This is a genomic window from Cryobacterium sp. TMS1-13-1 (genome assembly GCF_004403125.1).
Taxonomy (GTDB): domain Bacteria; phylum Actinomycetota; class Actinomycetes; order Actinomycetales; family Microbacteriaceae; genus Cryobacterium; species Cryobacterium levicorallinum.
In genome coordinates, this window is record NZ_SOGX01000010.1 from 1 (window position 1) to 21,621 (window position 21,621).

At 65.9% G+C, this 21,621-nt stretch carries 14 protein-coding genes; 8 read left to right on the forward strand and 6 right to left on the reverse strand.

Annotated elements, in window-relative coordinates; translation table 11 throughout:
• The coding region (locus E3T31_RS17770; protein WP_166788454.1) for an HNH endonuclease signature motif containing protein at positions 1–509 on the forward strand (509 nt) is incomplete at its 5' end.
• A 97-nt stretch (positions 510–606) separates the two neighbouring features.
• On the opposite strand, the gene glgB is transcribed toward E3T31_RS17770, so the two are convergent.
• Both glgB and E3T31_RS09305 read right to left on the reverse strand, forming a co-directional pair.
• The gene (gene glgB, locus E3T31_RS09300; protein WP_134468501.1) at positions 607–2,946 is read right to left on the reverse strand and encodes a 1,4-alpha-glucan branching protein GlgB; all 2,340 of its coding nucleotides are present in this window, start codon (positions 2,944–2,946) and stop codon (positions 607–609) included.
• Positions 2,943–5,039 (reverse strand): alpha-1,4-glucan--maltose-1-phosphate maltosyltransferase, encoded by a 2,097-nt coding sequence (locus tag E3T31_RS09305; protein WP_370304418.1) that lies wholly within the window; start codon positions 5,037–5,039, stop codon positions 2,943–2,945. Before E3T31_RS09305 ends, glgB begins: the two co-directional genes overlap by 4 nt.
• Positions 5,040–5,155: 116 nt before the next feature.
• Here E3T31_RS09305 and glgP point away from each other — a divergent pair, with 116 nt between their 5' ends.
• Positions 5,156–7,723 (forward strand): alpha-glucan family phosphorylase, encoded by a 2,568-nt coding sequence (gene glgP / locus E3T31_RS09310; protein WP_134468503.1) that lies wholly within the window; start codon positions 5,156–5,158, stop codon positions 7,721–7,723.
• A gap of 49 nt (positions 7,724–7,772) precedes the next feature.
• On the opposite strand, the gene glgX is transcribed toward glgP, so the two are convergent.
• Positions 7,773–9,851 carry a glycogen debranching protein GlgX gene (gene glgX, locus E3T31_RS09315; protein WP_134468504.1) on the reverse strand — a complete coding sequence of 693 codons (2,079 nt, stop codon included), beginning with the start codon at positions 9,849–9,851 and terminating at the stop codon, positions 7,773–7,775.
• A gap of 57 nt (positions 9,852–9,908) precedes the next feature.
• On the opposite strand from glgX, the gene E3T31_RS09320 reads away from it, so the two are divergent.
• The 3 genes from E3T31_RS09320 (at position 9,909) to ligA (ending at position 14,584) form a co-directional block, all read left to right on the forward strand.
• A complete protein-coding gene (locus tag E3T31_RS09320; RefSeq protein ID WP_134468505.1) occupies positions 9,909–11,087 on the forward strand; it encodes a cysteine desulfurase family protein in 1,179 nt (392 codons plus the stop codon).
• Between the two features lie 61 nt (positions 11,088–11,148).
• Positions 11,149–12,321: a tRNA 2-thiouridine(34) synthase MnmA gene (gene mnmA / locus E3T31_RS09325; RefSeq protein WP_134468506.1), complete on the forward strand. Its 1,173-nt coding sequence runs from the start codon at positions 11,149–11,151 to the stop codon at positions 12,319–12,321.
• Positions 12,314–14,584, forward strand: coding sequence for an NAD-dependent DNA ligase LigA (gene ligA / locus E3T31_RS09330; protein WP_134468507.1), 2,271 nt, complete (start codon positions 12,314–12,316; stop codon positions 14,582–14,584). The genes mnmA and ligA overlap by 8 nt, the downstream gene beginning before the upstream one ends.
• Positions 14,585–14,772: 188 nt before the next feature.
• Here the strand turns inward: ligA and E3T31_RS09335 are convergent, their stop codons facing one another.
• The 3 genes from E3T31_RS09335 to E3T31_RS09345 form a co-directional block, all read right to left on the reverse strand.
• Positions 14,773–15,915 (reverse strand): glutathione-independent formaldehyde dehydrogenase, encoded by a 1,143-nt coding sequence (locus tag E3T31_RS09335; protein ID WP_134469200.1) that lies wholly within the window; start codon positions 15,913–15,915, stop codon positions 14,773–14,775.
• A gap of 215 nt (positions 15,916–16,130) precedes the next feature.
• On the reverse strand, positions 16,131–16,952 hold the full coding sequence (locus E3T31_RS09340) for an aldo/keto reductase (RefSeq protein WP_134468508.1): 822 nt from the start codon (positions 16,950–16,952) through the stop codon (positions 16,131–16,133).
• Between the two features lie 39 nt (positions 16,953–16,991).
• Entirely contained in the window at positions 16,992–17,978 is a 987-nt protein-coding gene (locus E3T31_RS09345) for a zinc-binding dehydrogenase (RefSeq protein ID WP_134468509.1), read from the reverse strand.
• Between the two features lie 270 nt (positions 17,979–18,248).
• On the opposite strand from E3T31_RS09345, the gene gatC reads away from it, so the two are divergent.
• From gatC to gatB, 3 genes are read left to right on the forward strand one after another with little or no spacing between them, the layout of a single operon-like run.
• Entirely contained in the window at positions 18,249–18,545 is a 297-nt protein-coding gene (gene gatC / locus E3T31_RS09350) for an Asp-tRNA(Asn)/Glu-tRNA(Gln) amidotransferase subunit GatC (RefSeq protein WP_092451940.1), read from the forward strand.
• Between the two features lie 2 nt (positions 18,546–18,547).
• The gene (gatA, locus tag E3T31_RS09355) at positions 18,548–20,095 is read left to right on the forward strand and encodes an Asp-tRNA(Asn)/Glu-tRNA(Gln) amidotransferase subunit GatA (RefSeq protein ID WP_134468510.1); all 1,548 of its coding nucleotides are present in this window, start codon (positions 18,548–18,550) and stop codon (positions 20,093–20,095) included.
• The gene (gatB, locus tag E3T31_RS09360) at positions 20,095–21,618 is read left to right on the forward strand and encodes an Asp-tRNA(Asn)/Glu-tRNA(Gln) amidotransferase subunit GatB (protein ID WP_134468511.1); all 1,524 of its coding nucleotides are present in this window, start codon (positions 20,095–20,097) and stop codon (positions 21,616–21,618) included. Before gatA ends, gatB begins: the two co-directional genes overlap by 1 nt.
• The last annotated feature ends 3 nt before the right edge of the window (positions 21,619–21,621 follow it).

The following is a 21,621-nucleotide window of genomic DNA, read 5'->3' on the forward strand; positions in this document are numbered from 1 at the left end:
CCCACCCGCACACCGGCATCGTCCTCGACGTCAGCTCCACCCCGTTCCGCGTGCCGGCGGCGCTGAAGAAATACCTGCGACTACGCGATGGAACCTGCCGCTTCCCCGGCTGCAACCGCGCCGCCGGCCACTCCGACCTCGACCACACCATCGATAAACAATTCGGCGGCCCCACCACCGCCACCAACCTCCACTTCCTCTCGCCCGCCCACCACAACCTCAAACACTTCAGCGCCTGGAAAGCCGTCGCCGACCCCGACGGCACCGTCCACTGGACCAGCCCCGCCGGCAAACACTACGCCACCGACCCCGCCACCCGCATCAACCCAACGCGACAACAAGCAGCACCACCGGCAGCAGCCCCACCCGAACCACCAGCCCCACCACCGCCCGACCCGCCCGCACCGCTGCCGCCAGCCGAACCGATCAGCGACCCGTGGAATAGCGACTGGAACGGCAGCTGGAACACCGCGTGGGACACCGACCCCACCGAGCCCCCACCGTTCTAGGGTCGACGGACAGGCTGAACAGCACCGATTCTCAGTGAATGCTGCGTCGCCAGATTGCTGTCGTTGGGCGCAGCCCCCGAAATGGAGGGTCGGGGAGTTAGCGGCGGAGGCGCAGCCAAAGACCGGCCAGGGGCGGCAGGGTCAGGGTCGCGGAGGCGGGGCGACCGGCCCAGGGCTCGTTGTATGCCTCGACGCTGCCCTGGTTGCCCACCCCGGAACCACCGAAGTCGCCGGCATCCGTGTTGAGAATCTCCTCCCACGCTCCGGCGAATGGCAGCCCCACCCGGTAGTCCGTGTGCGGCTGCCCGGCGAAGTTGAAGAAGCACGCGACCGGAACGCCGTGGTTGTCCCAACGCAGGAACGACACGATGTTTTGGCTCGCGGCACCGCCGTCGAGCAGCTCAAAACCACCCGGGTCGTTGTCGCGGCTCCACAGGCTCGCGTTGTCGCGGTAGACCCGGTTGAGCTGACCGACCAGGTTGAACAGGCCGCGGTGCGCCGGCTGGTCGAGCATCCACCAGTCCAGGCCGCGCTCCTCGCTCCACTCCGACCGCTGTCCGAACTCGCTGCCCATGAACAACAGTTGCTTGCCCGGGTGCGCCCACATGAACGAGAGGTAGGCGCGCACGTTGGCAAGCTGCTGCCAGGAGTCGCCGGGCATCTTTGACACCAGGGCGCCCTTGCCGTGCACGACCTCGTCATGGCTGATCGGCAGCAGAAAATTCTCGCTGAACGCGTAGATGAACGAGAACGTGATGTCGTTGTGGTGGTACGAGCGGTACATCGGGTCGACCTGCATGTACTCGAGCGAGTCGTGCATCCAGCCCATGTTCCACTTGAACCCGAAGCCGAGCCCGCCGCCGCTGGTCGGCGCCGTGACCCCGCCCCAGTTGGTGGATTCCTCAGCGATCATGATGGTGCCGGGGTTGCGTTTGTAGGCGGTCGCGGTGATCTCCTGCAGCAGGCTGATCGCCTCGAGGTTCTCGTTGCCGCCGTACCGGTTCGGCTCCCACTGGCCGTCTTCCCGCGAATAGTCAAGGTAGAGCATCGAGGCGACCGCGTCGACGCGCAGGGCATCAATATGGAATTCCTCGAGCCAGTACAGGGCATTGGCGACGAGGAAGTTGCGCACCTGCATCTGACCGAAGTCGAAGATGTACGTTCCCCAGTCCAGCTGTTCACCGCGGCGCGGGTCCGGGTGCTCATACAGGGCCTGGCCGTCGAAGCGGGCGAGGGCGAAGTCGTCTTTCGGAAAGTGGCCGGGCACCCAGTCCATGATTACGCCGATGCCGGCCTGGTGCAGTCGGTCGATCAGGTAGCGCAGGTCGTCTGGCGAGCCGAACCGGCTGGTCGGCGCGTAATAGCCGCTGACCTGATAGCCCCACGATCCGCCAAACGGATGCTCAGCCAGGGGCATGAATTCCACGTGCGTGAAGCTGAGTTCGTTCAGGTACCCGACCAGCTCGTCGGCGAGTTCCCGGTAGCCGAGCCCGGGTCGCCAGGAGCCCACGTGCATCTCGTAGATGCTCATGGCCTGGTTGTGCGGATCGGTGGCGCTACGGTTGGCGAGCCATTCGGTATCCGCCCATTCGTAGTTCGACGCCGTAACGACCGACGCCGTCTGCGGTGGAACTTCGGCGAGGCGGGCCATCGGGTCGGCCTTATCGACCCAGGCGCCGGACTGCGCGAGCAGCTGGAACTTGTAGTTGGTGCCGAGCGCCAGGCCCGGAATGAACAGTTCCCACACGCCGGTGCTGCCCATGTTGCGCATGGCGTGGGTAGAGCCGCTCCACCCGTTGAAGTCACCGATGACCCGCGCGGCCTGCGCGTGCGGCGCCCAGACCGCAAACGAGGTACCGGTCGAACTGGCCGTGACGCCCTGGTGCTGACGGTGGTGTGCTCCCAACACGTCCCATAGGCGTTCGTGGCGGCCCTCGCCGATCAGGTGCAGGTCGAGTTCGCCGAGGGTCGGAATGAAGCGGTAGGGGTCGTCGCAGATCCACGGTGGCGCCGACTCATAACGGGCTTCGATCGTATAGTCGCTGAGCCCGACGGTGCTTTCGCCCTGCCAGATGCCGTGCGCGAGGTGGGCCAGCTCAACGTGCGACCCGTTGGCGAGAATCGCGAACACCTCGGTGGCGAGCGGACGCAGCGCCCGGATGGAGACGCGCGGGTCGGACACGCCGGTCTGGTGGGCGAGGTGCTGGCCAAGGATTTCGTGCGGGTTGTAGTACCGGCCGGCGGCGACGGCCTCGAGCACGTGCTCGGGTATGGTCGCGGGTTCGATCGGGGCCGAGTTCTTCTGGACTGTGCTCGGCCCGGATTTCGGGGACTGTGCCTTCTTGCCGTCGATTTTCTTTGCCTGACCCTTCGTATCCGTGGACTCGTGCTTCTTGTGTTTCTTGTGTTTCTTGTCTTTTTCTTTGTGACCGCTCATGCTGGGGCCGAAGTGTGCGGTGTGACGTGCAGAATATGCACCGGCTCTGTGAAGGCGTCGAGTCGCACGAAGTTGTCGGCCGCCCAGGTCCAGGTGGCTCCGGAGACCAGATCGTGCACGTCGAAGTTTTCACCGCGGACAATGCCGAACCGGGTGACGTCGAGGTGCACGATACTTTCGCGCACGGAGTGCGGGTCGACGTTGGCGACGATTATGAGAGCATCCGCTTGGCCGGTGCCGGTGAACGCGGCGTCGAGGTACTTGCTGTAGACCAGAATCGAGTCGTCGTCACTGGCGTGGATGTCGAGGTTGCGCAGTTGCGCGAGCGCCGGATGCTCGGCCCGAATGCGGTTGAGCAGGGTGAGGTAGGGCGCGAGGGACTTGCCGAGCTCCTCGGCCTTGCTCCAGTCGCGCGGCCGATACTCGTACTTCTCGTTGTCGATGCTCTCTTCGGCGCCGGGCCGGGCGACGTTCTCGAACAGGTCGAAACCAGAGTAGACGCCCCAGCTAGGCGCTGCCGTAGCGGCGAGGGCCGCGCGAATCTTGAACGCGGCCGGGCCGCCGAACTGCAGGTACTCGGTGAGAATATCCGGCGTGTTCACAAACAGGTTGGGGCGCAGAAAATTGGCCGTGTCGTTGGCGAGGCCGTCGAAGAATTCCTCGAGCTCAGTCTTCGTGTTGCGCCAGGTGAAGTAGGTGTACGACTGCTGGAAGCCGACCTTGCCGAGCGCCTGCATGATCGCCGGGCGGGTGAACGCCTCGGCCAGGAACACCACGTCGGGGTCGGTCTGATTGACTTCGGCGATCAGCCACTCCCAGAAGTCCAGCGGCTTGGTGTGGGGGTTATCGACCCGAAAGATGCGCACGCCGAGGCTGATCCAGTAGCGGAGCAGGCGCAGCGCCTCGAGCCGGATGCCGGCCGGATCGTTGTCGAAATTGATCGGGTAGATGTCCTGGTATTTTTTCGGCGGGTTCTCGGCGTAGGCGATGGAGCCGTCGGGCAGGGTCGTGAACCACTCCGGGTGCTGCTGCACCCAGGGGTGGTCGGGGGAGGCCTGCAGGGCAAAGTCGAGGGCGATCTCAATGCCGAGACCGGCGGCCTTTTTCAGGAAGGACTTGAAGTCGGCGACGGTGCCGAGGTCGGGGTGGATGGCATCGTGGCCGCCGTCGGCCGAGCCGATCGCCCACGGCGAGCCAGGATCACCGGGGGCGACTGTGAGTGAATTGTTTGGACCCTTGCGGAAGGCCTGCCCGATCGGGTGGATCGGCGGCAGATACAGCACGTTGAACCCCATCGCCGCGACGGCGGGCAGGCGTTTCGCGGCGGTGGGGAACGTTCCGCTCTTCCAGCTGCCATCTTTTTGCCGAACGGCGCCCTCCGAGCGCGGGAAGAACTCGTACCACGAGCCCACCCCAGCCCTGGCACGTTCGACGATGATGGTGCGTTCGGCCGAGAGCGAAGCCAGCCCGGCGAGGGGGTGAGCGGCGATGGCTTGCCGCAGCGCGGCATCCGAGACCGCGAGTAGTCGTGCGGCGGCCGGCTTGCTGGTGTCGGCGAGGGCGGTCGCTGCGGCCTGAAACAGGCGGCGGGCCGCGAGCAGGCGATTCTGGTCGATGGCGGCCTGCTGCAGCAGCGCGCCGCCGATGCTGAACATGAGTTCCACGTCGATGCCGGCCGGAACCTTGATCTGCGCGTTGTGTTCCCAGGTGGCGAACTCGTCGGCATAAGCACGCACCCGATACCGCCAGTGGCCGGCGACGCCGAGGAGCACCTGCACGCCGTAGCGGTCGGTCCCCTCGCCCTGCAGCAGCATGGGATGCCGGGTTTCGCTGCCGTCGGGCGCCGTGAGCTGCAGGTCGACGCCGATCAGGTCGTGGCCCTCACGAAAAGCGGTCGCGCCAAATGGGACGACCTCGCCGGCGAAGGCGCGGGCCGGCCATTGGTTGTCGTTCAGCTGAGGCGAGAGGTCGAGAACGGGGATACGGCCAATGGCTGCGCCGGAGGCACCGCTAGCCTCTTGTGGAGACGCACCGGCCGTGGCGCTGCTCGATGCTGTCGGCAGGATCGTCTTTTTTGCTGCTGTCTTGGCCACAGAATGACCGTAGCGTGAAAGCGTGGCAATCATGCTCGCCTCGCGCCAGCCTCGCCCTCGGGACGCGAACATTCGGCGTTACGTGTTCGTCATCTGGCACCCCTAAGGTTGACCTCGTGAAGGCCATCCGCAAATTTACCGTCCGTGCCGTCCTCCCCGCGCCCCTCGCGGCGCTGGAGGAGCTTGCCGGCAATCTTCGCTGGTCGTGGCACGAGCCCACCCGCCAGCTGTTCGAGCGCATCGCCCCCGAGCTCTGGCGCGAGATCGGCACCGACCCGGTCGCCCTGCTCGGCGCCGTCGACCCGCACCGTCTCGACGATCTCGCCCAGGACCACGATTATGTGGCCGAGGTCAACTCCGCCCGAGACGCCCTGCGCGACTATCTGGAGCAGCCGCGCTGGTATCAGAGCCTCGCCGGCGAGAAGCCCGCCGCGATCGCGTATTTCTCACCGGAATTCGGTATCGCCGCCGCGCTGCCGCAGTACTCCGGCGGCCTGGGCATTCTGGCCGGCGACCACCTCAAGAGCGCCTCCGACCTCGGCCTGCCACTCGTCGGCGTTGGCCTGTTCTACCGCGCCGGCTACTTCAGCCAGGCCATCTCGCCGGACGGCTGGCAGATGGAAAGCTACCCGCTGCTCGACCCCGACGGGCTGCCGCTCTCCGTGTTGCGCCGAGCCGACGGCTCTGCAGTGCAGGTCTCGCTCGCCCTGCCGGATGACCGAACCCTGCATGCCCGGGTCTGGCAGGCCAAGGTCGGTCGGGTGCGCCTGCTGCTGCTCGACGCCGACATTCCCGAAAACGCCGACGACCTGCGCCTGGTCACCGACCGGCTCTACGGCGGCGGCGGCGAACACCGCCTGTTGCAGGAGCTGCTGCTCGGCATCGGCGGCGCACGCGCCGTCAAACTGTGGAGCTCGCTGCACGGTCTGCCCGAACCCGAAGTGTTCCACACCAATGAGGGCCACGCCGGTTTTCTCGGTCTGGAGCGCATTTCGAGCCTGATCGGCGAGGGCTTGAGCTTTCAGGAAGCCCTGCAGGTGGCCCGCGCCGGAACCGTCTTCACCACCCATACCCCGGTCGCCGCCGGCATCGATCGGTTTGAACGCTCCCTGGTTCGCCGCTATTTCGGCACCGACCTGCTGCCCGGCGTTGACGTCGAGGACCTGCTCGCTCTCGGGGCCGAAAGCTACGCCGGCGGTTCCTCCGACGTGTTCAACATGGCCATCATGGGCCTGCGCCTGGGCCAGCACGCCAACGGCGTGTCGACCCTGCACGGGGAGGTCAGCCGCCGCATGTTCAACGGCCTCTGGCCCGGTTTTGATTCAGCGGATGTCCCGATCACCTCGATCACGAACGGCGTGCACGCTCCGAGCTGGACCGACCCTGCGCTCAAGAGCCTCGCGCTCAATAAACTCGGCACCAGTGACACGTCAACGGCCAACTGGGCCTCCGGCGAGGTCTCGGACCAGGATCTCTGGTCGGTGCGCGGTCAGATGCGCCTGCAGTTCGTCGAGGATGCCCGCCGGCGCTTGCTGAACGCCTGGCGCGACCAGAACCCGGGCGGCATCCCCCCGGCCTGGATCGGCCGGGTCTTCGACCCGAACGTGCTGACCATCGGATTCGCCCGCCGCGTGCCCACCTACAAGCGACTGACCCTGATGATGCACGACCCAGAGCGGTTGCGTGCCCTGCTGCTGCACCCGGAGCATCCGATTCAGATCGTGATTGCCGGCAAATCGCACCCCGCCGACGAGGAAGGCAAACGGCTGATCCAGAAGATCGTGCAGTTCGCCGCCGACCCGGCGCTGCGCAGCCGCATCGCATTTCTGCCGGACTACAACATTGCGATGGCCCAACTGATGTATCCGGGAACGGATGTCTGGCTCAACAATCCGCTCCGCCCGCTCGAAGCCTGCGGCACGAGCGGCATGAAGGCTGCGCTGAACGGCGCGCTCAACCTGTCGATCCTTGACGGTTGGTGGCCGGAATATTACGACGGCAAGAACGGCTGGGCGATTCCCTCGGCCGATTCCGCCGGGGATTCCGCTGAACGTGACCGGCTCGAGGCCGAAGCGCTCTACGAGCTGATCGAGCACCAGGTCGCGCCGATGTTCTACGAGCGTAACGCCGACGACGTGCCCGAACGCTGGGTCTCCAACATTCGGCACACGCTGTCCACGCTGTCACCGCAGCTGTCAGCGGATCGGATGGTGAGCGAGTACGTGCAGCGCCTGTACCGTCCGGCCGGTCATTTTGAGGCGCTGATGTCGACCAACAACTATCGGGCCGCCCGCGAACTGGCTGCCTGGAAGGGCAAGATCGTCTCCGCCTGGCCCCAGGTTGCCGTGACCCACGTCGAATCCGGCGGGGTCTCCTCGGTGCCCGAAGTGGGCGACGACCTGCACCTGCGGGCGCACGTGCAGCTGAACGGGCTGTCCGCCGACGATGTGACCGTCGAAGTCGTCTACGGCAAGAGCCTCGGTACCGACGAACTGCGCGATGTCGCGATTCAGGCGCTCGCTCCGGCTTCGCTGAAGGAAGCACCGGCCGGCGGAGCGTCCCTGTTCACCGGAACGGTCGAACTCGACCGGGCCGGAGCCTTCGGCTACACCGTGCGGGTCGTGCCCAAGAACGCGCTGCTGATCAGCCCGGCCGAGATGGGTCTGGTCGCCGTCGCGAACTAGCGGTTGCGGCCGGCCCACCGGTTCACGCTGGCCGGCTCATGCTGGTCGGTCAGGGGCGCGCGGTGCTGCGCGGAACGAACGCGCCGTGCGCCCGCATCAGCTGCATCGAGGCCCCCGGCACGAACAGGCGAGCGCCCGGCGCATGCTCGATGACCGAATCGCACAGGTCGTCGTGACTGGAATCCCAGAGCAGCGTGTAGGCATCCACTCCCTCGTGTTTGGGCAGGGTGACGGTCTCATCCTGCTCGCGCGCGTTCACCACGAGCAGGATGCGGTTGAAGGCTTCGTGCTCCGGTGTGGACGCCGCCATGTACTGCAGGGTGCGTTCGGTGGGGGAGTTCCAGGCGTCACCCTGCAGCGCGTCACCGGCGATGTTGTACCAGTCCAGTTGGCTGGCGCTCGGGGTGGTCTCGCCGAACCGGCCGAAGTGCACCGGCCGTAATGCCGGGTTCTCCCGGCGCAGCTGCAGCAGCCGCCGGGTGACTCGGTGCAGGTCCTGCTGCCAGTCGTCGAAGTCCCAGTTGAGCCAGGTCAGCTCGCTGTCCTGGCAGTAGGCGTTATTGTTGCCGCGCTGGCTGCGACCGAATTCGTCACCGGCCGTGAGCATCGGAATTCCGGCCGACAACAGCAGCGTGCCGAGCAGATTACGCATGGCCTTGCGCCTTGTGGCCAGAATCGCCACGTCGCGGGTCGGGCCCTCGACGCCGTGGTTGTACGAGCTGTTGTTGTCGGTTCCGTCGCGGTTCGACTCGCCGTTGCCGAGGTTGTGCTTGCTGTTGTACGCGGTCAGGTCGGCGAGCGTGAACCCGTCGTGTGCGGTGATGAAATTGAGCGAGGCGAGTGGGCCGCGCTCTTTGGAGAAGGTGTTCGACGAACCGGCGACGCGGGTCGCGAAGCGTCCGATGCCGCTGCCGGCCGAGCCGGTCAGGCGCAGGCTCTGCATGTCGGACAGCCAGAAGTCGCGCATGCGGTCGCGGTAGCGGTCGTTCCATTCGGTCCAGCCGGGCGGAAAATTGCCGGTCTGCCAGCCGCCCTGGCCGACATCCCAGGGTTCGGCGATGAGCTTCACCCCGGCCAGCTCCGGGTCGTCACGAATATCGCGCAGCAGCGGATGCTCCGGGTCGTAGACGACGCCGGCGTCACGCCCGAGGGTCGCGGCCAGGTCAAAGCGAAAACCGTCGATCTGCACTTCGTTCGCCCAATACCGCAGCGAATCGAGCACGAGCCGCCGGGGCACATCATGGCTGAAGTTGACGGTGTTGCCGCAGCCGGTCACGTCGATGTAGGCACCGGACTCGTCCTGGCGGTAGTAGGCGGCGTTGTCGATGCCGCGCAGGCTGGTCACCGGGCCGTTGCGTCCCTCTTCGGCGGTGTGGTTGTAGACCACATCGAGGATGACCTCGAGCCCGGCCTCGTGCAGCAGCTTGACCATGCCCTTGAATTCCCGCAGCACGGCTTCCGGACCGGCCGACTGGGCGGCCTGGGTGGCATAGTCGGCGTGCGGCGAGAAAAAGTTGAGGGTGTTGTAGCCCCAATAGTTGATCAGGCCCTGTTTGATCAGGCGCTGCTCCGACACGAAGGCCTGCACCGGCAACAGCTCGATCGCGGTCACGCCGAGATCTGTCAGGTAGCGGATGGTCGATTCATGGGCCAGACCGGCGTAGGTTCCGCGCAGGGCAGCCGGAACGAGCGGGTTGAGCCGGCTGATCCCACGCACGTGCGCTTCGTAGACGACGGTGTGATCGAGCAGCGTCGCCGGTTTGGTGGCACCGTTCCAGTCGAACGCGTCATCGACGACCGAGGACTGCCACAGCCCGGCACCGACCCGCACCAAACCACGGGAATACGGCTCGATCAGGGTTTTCTCCGGGTGAAAGGAGTTATTGGGGTTCGCCGGACCGGAGACGCGAATGCCGTAGCGCCGTCCCGGTGACAGGGTGCGAGATTTACCGGACCAGACGCCGTGCACGTCCTTGGTCATCGGCACGCTCTTGATGATCCAGTTGGGGTCGGTGTCGTCGAACAGACACAGGTCCATGGCATCGGCGTGTTCGGCCCAGACGCGCAGTTCACCACCCGCGCTGGTGAGGCGCACGCCGAGATTGCGCAGGGGGTCGGCGGAGCTCATGAGTTCAAGAGTAAGCCGTGATCAGCACTGGCATCCGCTCATCTGTAAAATAGGGGGATGGTTGTCTATTTGGATCATGCGGCGACCACGCCCATGCTTCCCGCCGCTATTGTCGCTTACGCCGAGGCGATGGGGGTCGTCGGTAACCCCGCGTCCGTGCACAGCCAGGGTCAAAATGCGAAACGGATGCTCGAAGAGTCGCGTGAAATCGTGGCCGCGAGCCTCGCCTGTGACCCGATCGAGGTCGTCTTCACCGGCAGCGGCACCGAGGCGATCAACCTCGGCATCAAGGGTTTGTACTGGGCGCGCGCACCACGCCGGCGCATTCTGGTTCCCGGCGGAGAACACCACGCCACGCTCGACACGGTCGAGTGGCTGGCTCAGCACGAAGACGCCATCGTCGAGTGGATTCCGCTCGACGACCGGGGCCGCATCGACCTCGGTGCGCTCGAGGCCGCCATTGCGCGTGACCCGCTCGATATCGCCCTGATCAGCGTGATCATGGCCAACAACGAGGTCGGCACCATCGAACCTGTCGCGGAGGTGGCGGCGCTCGCCGCAGCCCACGGCATTCCGGTGCACGTCGATGCGGTCGCTGCCTACGGCTATATACCGGTCGATTTTCGCATCCTCGCGGCCGCGGGCGTGTCGGCGCTGAGCGTCTCGGCGCACAAGGTCGGCGGCCCGGTCGGCATCGGGGCGCTCGTGCTCGGTCGTGCCACGACCGTCGAACCTCTCATTCATGGTGGCGGCCAGCAGCGCAAGGTGCGCAGCGGCACCCAGGATGTCGCGGCGGCGGTCTCCTTCGCGGTGGCGGCATCCGCTCTCATAGCGCACGGCGATGTAAACGCTCGCCTGATGGCGCTGCGCGACCGCGTCATCGCCGGTGTGGCCCTGGTCGCGCCGGGGGCGCAGCTCAACGGTGACCCGACCCACCGGCTGCCCGGCAACGCCCATTTCAGTTTTCCGGGCTGCGAGGGCGACTCGTTACTGTTCGCCCTCGACGTTGCCGGCGTGTCGGTGTCGACCGGATCGGCCTGCCAGGCCGGCGTGCCTGAGCCCTCGCACGTGCTGCGAGCGATGGGACGCAGCGAGGTCGAATCCCGTGGGGCGCTGCGCATCACGCTCGGGCACACGTCGACCGACGTCGACGTCGACGCGCTGCTGGCGGCGCTGCCCGCGGCGCACGCCCTGGCGCTCGCCGCAGGCATGGCCGATCGAGTGCCCGGGCACTGACCGTTACGTTTGCGGGGTCAGCACTGGCGCGTACACTCGTTGGGTGAAGGTTTTAGCAGCAATGAGTGGCGGTGTTGATTCCGCCGTCGCAGCCGCGCGCGCGGTCGAAGCAGGGCACGAGGTGGTTGGCGTGCATCTCGCACTGAGCCGCATGCCGGGCACGCTGCGCACCGGCAGCCGCGGCTGCTGCACCGTCGAAGATTCGATGGATGCCCAGCGCGCCGCCAATATCATGGGCATTCCTTACTACGTCTGGGATTTCTCCGAACGGTTCAAGCTCGACGTCGTTGACGACTTCATCGCCGAGTACGCGGCCGGCCGCACCCCGAACCCCTGCATGCGCTGCAACGAGAAGATCAAGTTTGCCGCCCTGCTCGAAAAGGCCATCGCCCTTGGCTTCGACGCCGTCTGCACCGGCCACTACGCGAGCATTCTGACGGATGCCGACGGCAACAAGGAGCTGCACCGCGCGGCCGCCTGGGCCAAGGATCAGTCCTATGTCCTCGGCGTGCTCACCGCCGACCAGATCAACCACTCCATGTTCCCGCTCGGCGCCACGCCGACCAAGGCCGAGGTGCGGAAAGAAGCGGCCGAACGCGGCTTTTCGGTGGCGAACAAGCCCGACTCCTACGACATCTGCTTCATTCCTGACGGTGACACCAAGGGCTGGCTCGGCGAACGCGTCGCCCCGGTCACCGGCGACATTCTCGACCGGGAGGGCAACACGCTCGGCCAGCACGACGGCGCCGTTGCCTTCACCGTGGGCCAGCGTAAAGGGCTGTCGATCGGCACCCCGGCCGCCGACGGCAAGCCGCGCTTCGTGCTCGAGGTGCGCCCGATCACCAACACCGTCGTCGTCGGCCCGAAGGAGGCGCTCGCCATCAAGGAGATCGCCGGCAACAAGTACACCTGGGCCGGGCTCGCCCCCGAACATCCAGAGGTGGAATTCGCCTGCCACGTGCAGATTCGCGCTCACGCCGACCCGGTTCCGGCCGTCGCCCAGATTGTGTCGACCACGGCCGTGACCGGCGTTGACGGTTCTGTCGAACTGCGCATCATTCCGAACGAACCACTCAATGGCGTCGCCCCCGGCCAGACCGCCGTCGTCTACGTCGGTACTCGGGTGCTCGGCCAGTGCACCATCGACCGCACGGTCAGCGCCGTACCGATCTCTTCAGGCAGTTCCGTCTCAGCACCTACCGCTTCGGCCAGCCCCGTCCCGGTCAATGCCTGAGTCCGTCGCGGATTCCACCCCTGACGCGCTGAGCGCAGCGGCAGCCGAGGCTGCTGATATCACCACCCGCGTGCTCGCTGCCCGCGACGCCTACTACGGGCAGGACGCGGCCGTTTTCTCCGACGCCGACTACGACCGGCTGGTGCAGCGCCTGGCCGAACTCGAACGGCTCTACCCCGAGCTGCAAAGCCAAGACAGCCCCACCCAGACGGTCGGCGGGCGCGCCGAAACGACCCTGTTCGACCCGGTCACCCACGCCGAACGCATGCTCAGCCTCGACAACGTCTTCTCGATCGAAGAATTCGAGACCTGGGCTCGCAAGGCCGCGGAGAATTCCGGCCGCGCCGTGCACTACCTGTGCGAGCTCAAGATCGACGGCCTAGCCATCAACCTGCGCTACGCCAACGGCGTGCTCGTCTCGGCGGCCACTCGCGGCGACGGCGTCGTCGGCGAAGACGTCACCGAGAACATCGACCTGGTCCCCGGCATCCCGTCTCGGCTGGCCGGCAGCGGGCATCCGTCCTTGATGGAAGTACGTGGCGAAGTCTTCTTCCCAGTGGCTGCGTTCGACGAACTCAACGCCGCGCAGTCCGCCGCGGGAGAGCGGGTGTTCGCGAACGCCCGCAACGCGGCGGCCGGGTCGCTGCGACAGAAAGCCGCCGGCAAGAACACCGACCAGTTGGTTCTGATGAAGGCCCGCCTGGGCCGGCTGCGCATGCTCGTGCACGGCATCGGCGCCTGGGAGGACCCGCCCGTGCAGGCCCAGTCCGAGGTCTACGGCCTGCTCGAAAGCTGGGGCCTGCCGACCAGCAGCTACTTTCGCGTGGTCGAGTCTGTCGCCGAAGCGGCCGAGTTCATCGAGTACTATGGAGCCCACCGCGGCAGCGTCGTGCACGAACTCGACGGTATCGTCATCAAGATCGACGAGCTCGCCCTGCACGCCGAACTCGGCGCCACCAACCGCGCGCCGCGCTGGGCCATCGCCTACAAATACCCGCCGGAGCAGGTCAACACCAAGCTGCTCGACATCGTCGTCAGCGTCGGCCGCACCGGCCGCGCCACACCGTTCGCCGTGATGGAAAAGGTGCTCGTGGCCGGCTCCGAGGTGCGCCAGGCCACCCTGCACAACCAGGATGTCGTGAAGGCCAAGGGCGTACTGATCGGCGACACCATCGTGCTGCGCAAGGCCGGGGACGTTATTCCCGAAGTGCTCGGCCCGGTCGTGGAACTGCGCGACGGCACCGAACGCGAATTCGTCATGCCGATCAACTGCCCCGAATGCGGCACCCCGCTGGCCGCGGCCAAGGAGGGCGATATCGACCTGCGCTGCCCGAACGCGCGCAGCTGCCCCGCCCAGGTGCGCGGCCGCGTCGAGCACATCGGCAGCCGCGGCGGCCTCGACATTGAGGTGCTCGGCGAGGTCGCGGCCTCCGCTCTCACCCAGCCGACCGTGCCCTCGCGGCCGCCGCTGCCGACCGAGGCTGGACTGTTCGACCTCGAATTGGCCGACCTGCTGCCGATCCAGGTGATCGTGCGCGACGCCGAAACCGGGCTGCCCAAGGAAGACGACGACGGCACAGCCCGGCAGCGCATGCCCTTCCAGCGCAATCCCACGGCCGCCGAGAAGAAGCAGGGACTGGAGGGCCCGCAACCGTCCTCGAACGCGCTCAAACTCCTCGTCGAGATCGATAAGGCCAAAACCAAGCCGCTGTGGCGCATCCTGGTCTCGCTCAATATTCGTCACGTCGGCCCGGTCGCCGCCCGCGCCCTGGCTAACCATTTCGGCTCCCTCGACGCCATTCGGGCGGCGTCCCGCGAGGAACTCGCCGAGGTCGACGGTGTCGGCGGCATTATCGCCGACGCGGTGTTCGCCTGGTTCCTGGTGGACTGGCACGTGGACATCGTCACCCAGTGGGCCGCGGCCGGCGTGCAATTCGCCACGCCGGGCCACCCCGGTCCAGGCGCGGCCGAGACGGCCGGGGGAGTGCTCGCTGGGCTGACCGTCGTGGCTACCGGCTCGCTCGAGGGCTTCACCCGGGAGGGCGCCCAGGAGGCGATCATCGCCGCGGGCGGCAAGAGTGCGTCCAGCGTGTCGAAGAACACCGACTTCGTCGCTGCCGGGCCGGGTGCCGGGTCGAAGCTCGGCAAAGCCGAAACCCTCGGCATCCGAATCCTCGACGCCGACGAGTTTCGAACCCTGCTCGCGGAGGGGCCGGCCGGGTTGGCGCCGGCACCCGAGTCCTCCGCCGCGCCGCCCCACTGACCTTCTCCTTGATTTCCCGCGAAACTCCGTCGGCTGCGCCCGATCTGACCCGCTCTACCGAATCACCCCGCGTCACCACGGTCAACGACAACCACGATGAATGCTCCGCCGGAGTCTTCCGGCGGAGCATTTTCACACCGCGCAAACAGCACAATGCAGATGCTGCGGCGAGTTCGTTCGGCAGCGGCCTACTCGGGCTTGAGGATGACTTTCGTCCACCCGTCGGTGCGGTCGTTGAAGTTCTTGTAGGCGTCCGCGGCTTTGCTGAGCGGGACCTCGTGGGAAACGATCCACGATGGCTTAGCCTTGCCCACGGCAATCAGGTCCCGCAATTGCCGGTTGTATTTCTTCACCGGGCATTGGCCGCTGCCCATGCTCTGGCCCTTGAGCCACTGCAGGCCGTAGTCAATGGCCAGCTTGCCCTGCTTGGCGTTCTCGTCGAAGCCGCCGGGATCTGCCGGCAGAAAAACGCCGACAACACCAATGCCCCCGGTGATGCGCACGGACTGAATCAGCCGATTCAGAGTCATGGCGGGATCTTCGGTGCCCTGTGGGTCGTGGGCCTGATAGCCCACGCATTCACAACCACGGTCCGCGCCGATACCCTTGGTCTGGTCCAGTACGAACTGAACCGGGTCCGTCTTCGAATCATCAACGGCAATCGCACCGATCTGCTCAGCGAGGGCCAGCCGGTCCGGGCGACGGTCCACAACCCAGACTTTACTCGCGCCCTTGATCGTGGCAGACAGGGCGGCCATGAGCCCGACCGGACCCGCACCATAAATCACTACTGTGTCACCGGGCATCACGCCGGCCATTTCGGTAGCGTGGTAGCCGGTAGGAAAAATGTCCGACAGCATCACGTAATCGTTTTGCTTTTCTACCGCGTCTTCACCCAGGCGCAGGCAGTTATTGTCGCCGTAGGGCACACGCAGCATTTGGGCCTGCCCGCCGGGATACGGACCCATTCCGGCGAAGCCGTAAGCGGCGCCCGCGCCGACCGGATCTGGTTGTGTGGTCATGCAATAGTTGGTGAAACCGCGTTCGCAGTTCTTGCAAAACCCGCAGGAAATATTGAACGGCAGCACCACGTGCTCGCCGACTTTGACCGCATCGACGCCGTTACCGACCTCGATGACCTCACCCATGTTCTCGTGGCCAAACGTGCGTCCCACCGCGAAATCGGTGCGTCCCTCGTACATGTGCAAATCTGAACCGCAAATATTTGTCGCCGTAATGCGTACCAGAACGTCAGTGGGACGTTCAATCTTGGCATCCGGAACGTCGTCAACACTGACCACGTTGGGACCCTGATAAACGACTGCCTTCATTTTCTTCACTCCTCGAATTTCATGACCGTGAAGACGGACGGTCCGTCTTCACTCTCGGAGATGTACTCAGGATGAATGTCCGACAGCCTGAGACTGCGCGGAAAGTGTGTGTAACTCAGGTCTATCACGATCGCACTGGACCGCCCAGTCTGTCTCGTACGGATCGAGAGCACTCGACTCTGCCAAATATTGCCTTCACAAAAGAGCCGACGGCGTCACAGAATATCGAGTGGTTGCTTGCTGCGCGGCGCCGGAAATGCGTTATCCAGCAACAGACAATCCTCGGCGTCGAGGACGACCGCGCCCGCGCCGACGTTCTGCTGCACGTGCTCGAGCGACGATGCCTTGGGGATCGCGATGACGCCCGGGTGCCAAATGACCCAGGCGAGCGCGATCTGGGCACCCGTTACTCCGTGGCGCTCTCCGATTTCGGCCAGTAGGGGATGCTCAAGCAGGGTCGGTCCCTGACCGAGTGGCGAATAGGCCATGAGCGGCATGCCCCGGCGTTGTTGCCAGGGCAGGAGGTCAAACTCGATGCCCCGACTGCCGAGATTGTACAGAACCTGATTGGTGGCGCATCCGTCTGGTGCTCGCCTCAGATCATCCCGGTCGAAATTCGATAACCCCCAGCTTCGAATCTTGCCAGCCGCACGCAGGTGTTCGAACCCGTCGACGGTCTCGGACAGGGGAAAGCTGCCGGACCAATGCAGTAGATAGACATCGAGCCGATCGGTTTCGAGCCGGCGCAGGCTGCGCTCGCACGCAGCCACGACGCCGCTGCGGCTCGCGTTGTGCGGGTAAACCTTACTGACCAGCACGACGTCATCGCGGTGACCGCGGATGGCCTCGCCGACCAGTTCTTCCGAGGCGCCATCGCCATACATTTCGGCGGTGTCGATCACGGTCAGGCCAGCGTCGATCCCCGCGCGCAGGGCCGACACCTCGGTCTTTCGCTTTGCGGCGTCCTCACCGAGATGCCAGGTTCCCTGGCCAATGACGGGCACCTGAACGCCGTTGAAGAAGTCAGTTTCGCGCATGCGGTTCCTTACCTAGTGTGCATTTCCAGACGGTCTGGCTCACGTATTCAGAACACTGAGAACGATCTTGCCGAGGTGGGAGTTCGCGGCCATGAGATCCTGCGCTTGTTGGACTTCGGTCCAGGGCAGGATCCGATCAATCAATGGGCGCAGTGCTTCGGAAGCCGGGTCGACCTCGGACAGCAGCGCGGCGACGATGTCGGCTTTTTCGGCAGCGTCACGGGTACGAAAGGTGACCCCAATGATGCTCAATCGTTTGAAGGCCAGTGCTTCCAGATCAAGATCACCGTGGGCACCACCGAGGCGCCCGACACCGACCAGGCGTCCCAGGAGTGCGGCGCAGCGAATATTGTCCGCAAGATATGGGCCACCAACGTGGTCGACGATGACGTCGACCCCGCGGCCATCCGTCAGTTCCAAAACCCGATCTGCGAAACCGGCCTCGCCCACCTCGACCACATGATCGGCACCCTGAGAACGGAGCAGGTCAGTTGCCCGGTTTGTGCGAACGGAAGCAATGATGAGTCCGGCGCCCAGGTATTTTGCCAGCTGTACGCACTGAAGCCCCACCGTTGAGGCCGCCGCATGAATGAGCACCGTTTCGCTCGGCTTGAGGTCGCCCGCAGTGCGGAGCGCGTTGTGCTCGGTCATCAATCCGAGGATGGCAGCAGCACCCTCCGCGTAGGTCCACGCCGGCGGAATCGGTACAACCAGCGCAGCGTCGACAACGACTTCCTCGCTCAATCCTCCACTGACGGTGGCCATGACGCGGTCCCCGACGTGTATGCCCCTCACCTCGCTTCCCACCGTGACGACGTCGCCCGCGGCATCCAGCCCCACGACGACCGGAGCGCTGCCTGGGCTGACCGGCTGGTGGGTTCCCGCGCGCTGGCCCAGGTCGGCACGGTTCACCGACGCAGTCCGCACACGGATCTTCACCTGACGCGGGCCCGGTTCAGGGCTCGGCAGATCCCGCATCGACAGCACGGATCCGCCCGGATTCTGCTCAACAACAATTGCTCTCATATCTGCCAGTGTGCTACTTCACGGTTACTTCCTGCTGAAATTCTGGCTCAGTGGAGACTTTTCTCTCGTCGTCGGCGATGCCTGGTTTCGTATGATCAACGCGAATCGCCAACCGGTGCCGGCGCCGGTGTCGGCGCCGGCGCCGGTCCTGGGCAGCGGATACGGACTTCACTGGGGGCGCGGGTGCGCACCTAGTGCGGTCGGTGAATCGGGCGCGCGGCGGCTGGCGAATAGGATTGGACTATCCACCCCAATGCGTATCGGAGCACCATGTCTGAAATCACGGCCGAGCAGGTTGCCCATTTGGCATACCTTGCCCGGATCGACCTCAGCCCCCTCGAGATCACCAGTCTCACCCGTGACCTCGGCCAGATCGTCGACTCGATTGCCAAGGTCTCCGAGGTGGCCACCGCTGACACCCCGGCCACGAGCCACCCGATGCCGCTGACCAACGTCTACCGTGAGGACGTTGTCGTGCCGTCGCTGACGGTCGAGCAGGCCCTGTCCGGCGCCCCCGACCGCGCTGGCGACAAATTCCGCGTGCCCGCCATTCTGGACGAGGAGTAACCATGACCTATCTCACCAAGCTCTCCGCCGCCGCGCTCAGCGACCTCCTGGTGCGCAAGGAGGTCAGCGCGGTTGAAGCGACCCGCGCCCACCTCGACCACATCACGGCCGTCGACACCGACCTGCACGCTTTTCTGTACGTCGCCGCTGACGCAGCCCTGGCGACCGCCGCCGAGATCGACGCCCGCCGCGCAGCCGGCGAGGCGCTGAACCCGCTCGCCGGCGTACCGATCGCGATCAAAGACGTGCTCGCCACCCAGGACATGCCCACCACCGCCGGGTCTAAAATTCTCGAGGGCTGGGTTCCGCCCTACGACGCGACCGTCGTCGCCCGCCTCCGCGCGGCCGGCCTGGTTCCGCTCGGCAAGACCAACATGGACGAATTCGCCATGGGGTCCTCCACCGAACACTCCGCCTACGGAATCACCCGCAACCCCTGGGACCGCGAGCGCATCCCGGGCGGCTCCGGCGGTGGCTCGGCCGCGGCCGTCGCGTCCTACCAGGCACCGCTTGCCCTTGGCAGTGATACCGGTGGGTCCATCCGTCAGCCCGCCGCCGTCACCGGCTCGGTCGGCGTCAAGCCCACCTACGGCGGGGTCTCCCGCTACGGTGCCATCGCGCTCGCCTCGAGCCTCGACCAGGTCGGCCCGGTCTCCCGGTCGGTCTATGACGCCGCCCTGTTGCACGACGTCATCGGTGGCCACGACCCGCTGGACTCCACCTCGCTCACCGACAGCTGGCCGTCGATGGCCGCCGCCGCCCGCGACGGACTCAAGGATGGTGCCCTCAAGGGCGTGCGCGTTGGAGTCATCAAAGAGCTCTCCGGCGACGGTTTCCAGGCCGGCGTCACCCAGCGGTTCAACGAGACCCTCGCGCTGCTCGTCGCCGCCGGCGCCGAGATCACCGAGATTTCCGCCCCGAACTTCGAGTATGCCGTCGCGGCCTACTACCTGATTTTGCCGGCCGAGGCGTCGAGCAACCTGGCCCGCTTCGACTCGGTGCGCTTCGGCATCCGGGTCAACCCGGCCAGCGGTTCGCTCACGAGCGAACACGTGATGAGCGCCACCCGGGAGGCCGGTTTCGGCCCCGAGGTCAAGCGCCGCATCATCCTCGGCACCTACGCGCTGAGTGCCGGCTACTACGACGCCTACTACGGCAGCGCGCAGAAGGTGCGCACGCTGATCCAGCGTGACTTCGCCGCCGCGTTCAGCCAGGTCGACGTGCTCATGTCGCCGAGCGCCCCGACCACCGCGTTCAAATTCGGGGAGAAGCTCGCCGACCCGATGGCCATGTATATCAACGACATCACCACCATCCCGGCGAACCTCGCCGGTGTGCCCGGCATGAGCATCCCGATCGGCCTGGCGCCGGAAGACGGCCTCCCCGTCGGCCTGCAGATCATGGCGCCTGCCAAAGCTGATGCCCGCCTTTATACCATCGGCGCCGCCATCGAGCAGCTGCTCGAGGCGAACTGGGGGCACACCATGCTCAGCCAGGCTCCGGCCCTGACCCCGACCGAAATGTTTGCCAGCGAAGAGGGAGCCGTCTGATGCCTAACGCAGAAAAAAAGAACCGGGCTGAATTGATGGACTTCGACAAAGCGCTCGAATTGTTCGAGCCGGTGCTCGGTTTCGAGGTGCACGTCGAACTCAACACCAAAACCAAAATGTTCTGCGGCTGCGCCAACGAGTTCGGCTCCGGCGCCAACACGAACACCTGCCCCACCTGCCTCGGTCTGCCGGGCGGACTGCCGCAGGTGAACAAGAAGGCGCTGGAATCCAGCATCCGTTTGGGGCTGGCATTGGGTTGTGAAATTGCGGAACACTCGCGGTTTGCCCGCAAGAACTACTTCTACCCCGACACGGCGAAGAACTTTCAGACCAGCCAGTACGACGACCCGATCTGCCACGACGGATCGATCACGATCGAACTCGAAAGTGGCCGCTTGGTCACCGTTGAGATCGAACGTGCCCACATGGAAGACGACGCCGGCAAGCTCACCCACATGGGTGGTGCGACCGGACGCATCCAGGGTGCCGACTATTCGCTGGTCGACTACAACCGCGGTGGCGTGCCGCTGGTCGAAATCGTCACCCAGATGATCGAGGGTGCCGAACACGACGCCCCCGAGATCGGCAAGACCTACGTCGCGGCCATTCGCGAGATCGCCAAGGCGCTCGGCGTCTCCAACGCCCGGATGGAAGAGGGCAACGTGCGCTGCGACGCCAACGTCTCCCTGCGCCCGCGCGGGTCGAACGTGCTCGGGACCCGCACCGAAACCAAGAACGTCAACTCCCTGAGAAGTGTCGAACGCGCCGTGCGCTACGAGATCCAGCGTCAGGCGGCCGTGCTGTCTGGCGGCGGTACCATCACGCAGGAGACCCGGCACTGGCACGAAGACACCGGCATCACGAGCGCCGGTCGGCCCAAGAGCGACGCCGACGACTACCGCTACTTTCCGGAGCCCGACCTGCTGCCGATGGCGCCGTCGCGCGCCTGGGTCGAAGAGCTGCGGCTGACCCTGCCGGAGCCGCCGGCGGCCCGCCGCAAGCGCCTGCAGGCCGCGTGGGGTTTTGTGAACCTCGAGTTCCAGGACGTCGTCAACTCCGACCTGCTCGACGCGGTCGAGGCGACCGTCGCCGCCGGGGCATCCGCTCAGGCTGCGCGCAAATGGTGGACCGGCGAGATCGCCCGGCTTGCCAACGTGGCCGGGGTCGCGGCCGACTCGCTCGTCACGCCGGAGCAGCTTGCCGCGCTGATCCAGCTGGTCGAGGCTGGCACGCTCACCGACCGCCTGGCCCGCCAGGTGCTCGAAGGCGTCATCGCCGGCGAGGGTACCCCGGCCGAGGTCGTCGAGAGCCGTGGCCTGGCCGTGGTGTCCGACGACGGCGCGCTCATCGCGGCCATTGACGCCGCGCTGCTCGGTCAGCCCGACGTGCTCGCTAAGATTCGCGATGGCAAGGTGCAGGCCGCCGGCGCGGTCATTGGCGCGGTCATGAAGGCCATGCGTGGCCAAGCGGATGCCGCGCGCGTGCGCGAACTCGTGCTCGAACGCGCCCAGGCGATCGAGTAGCAC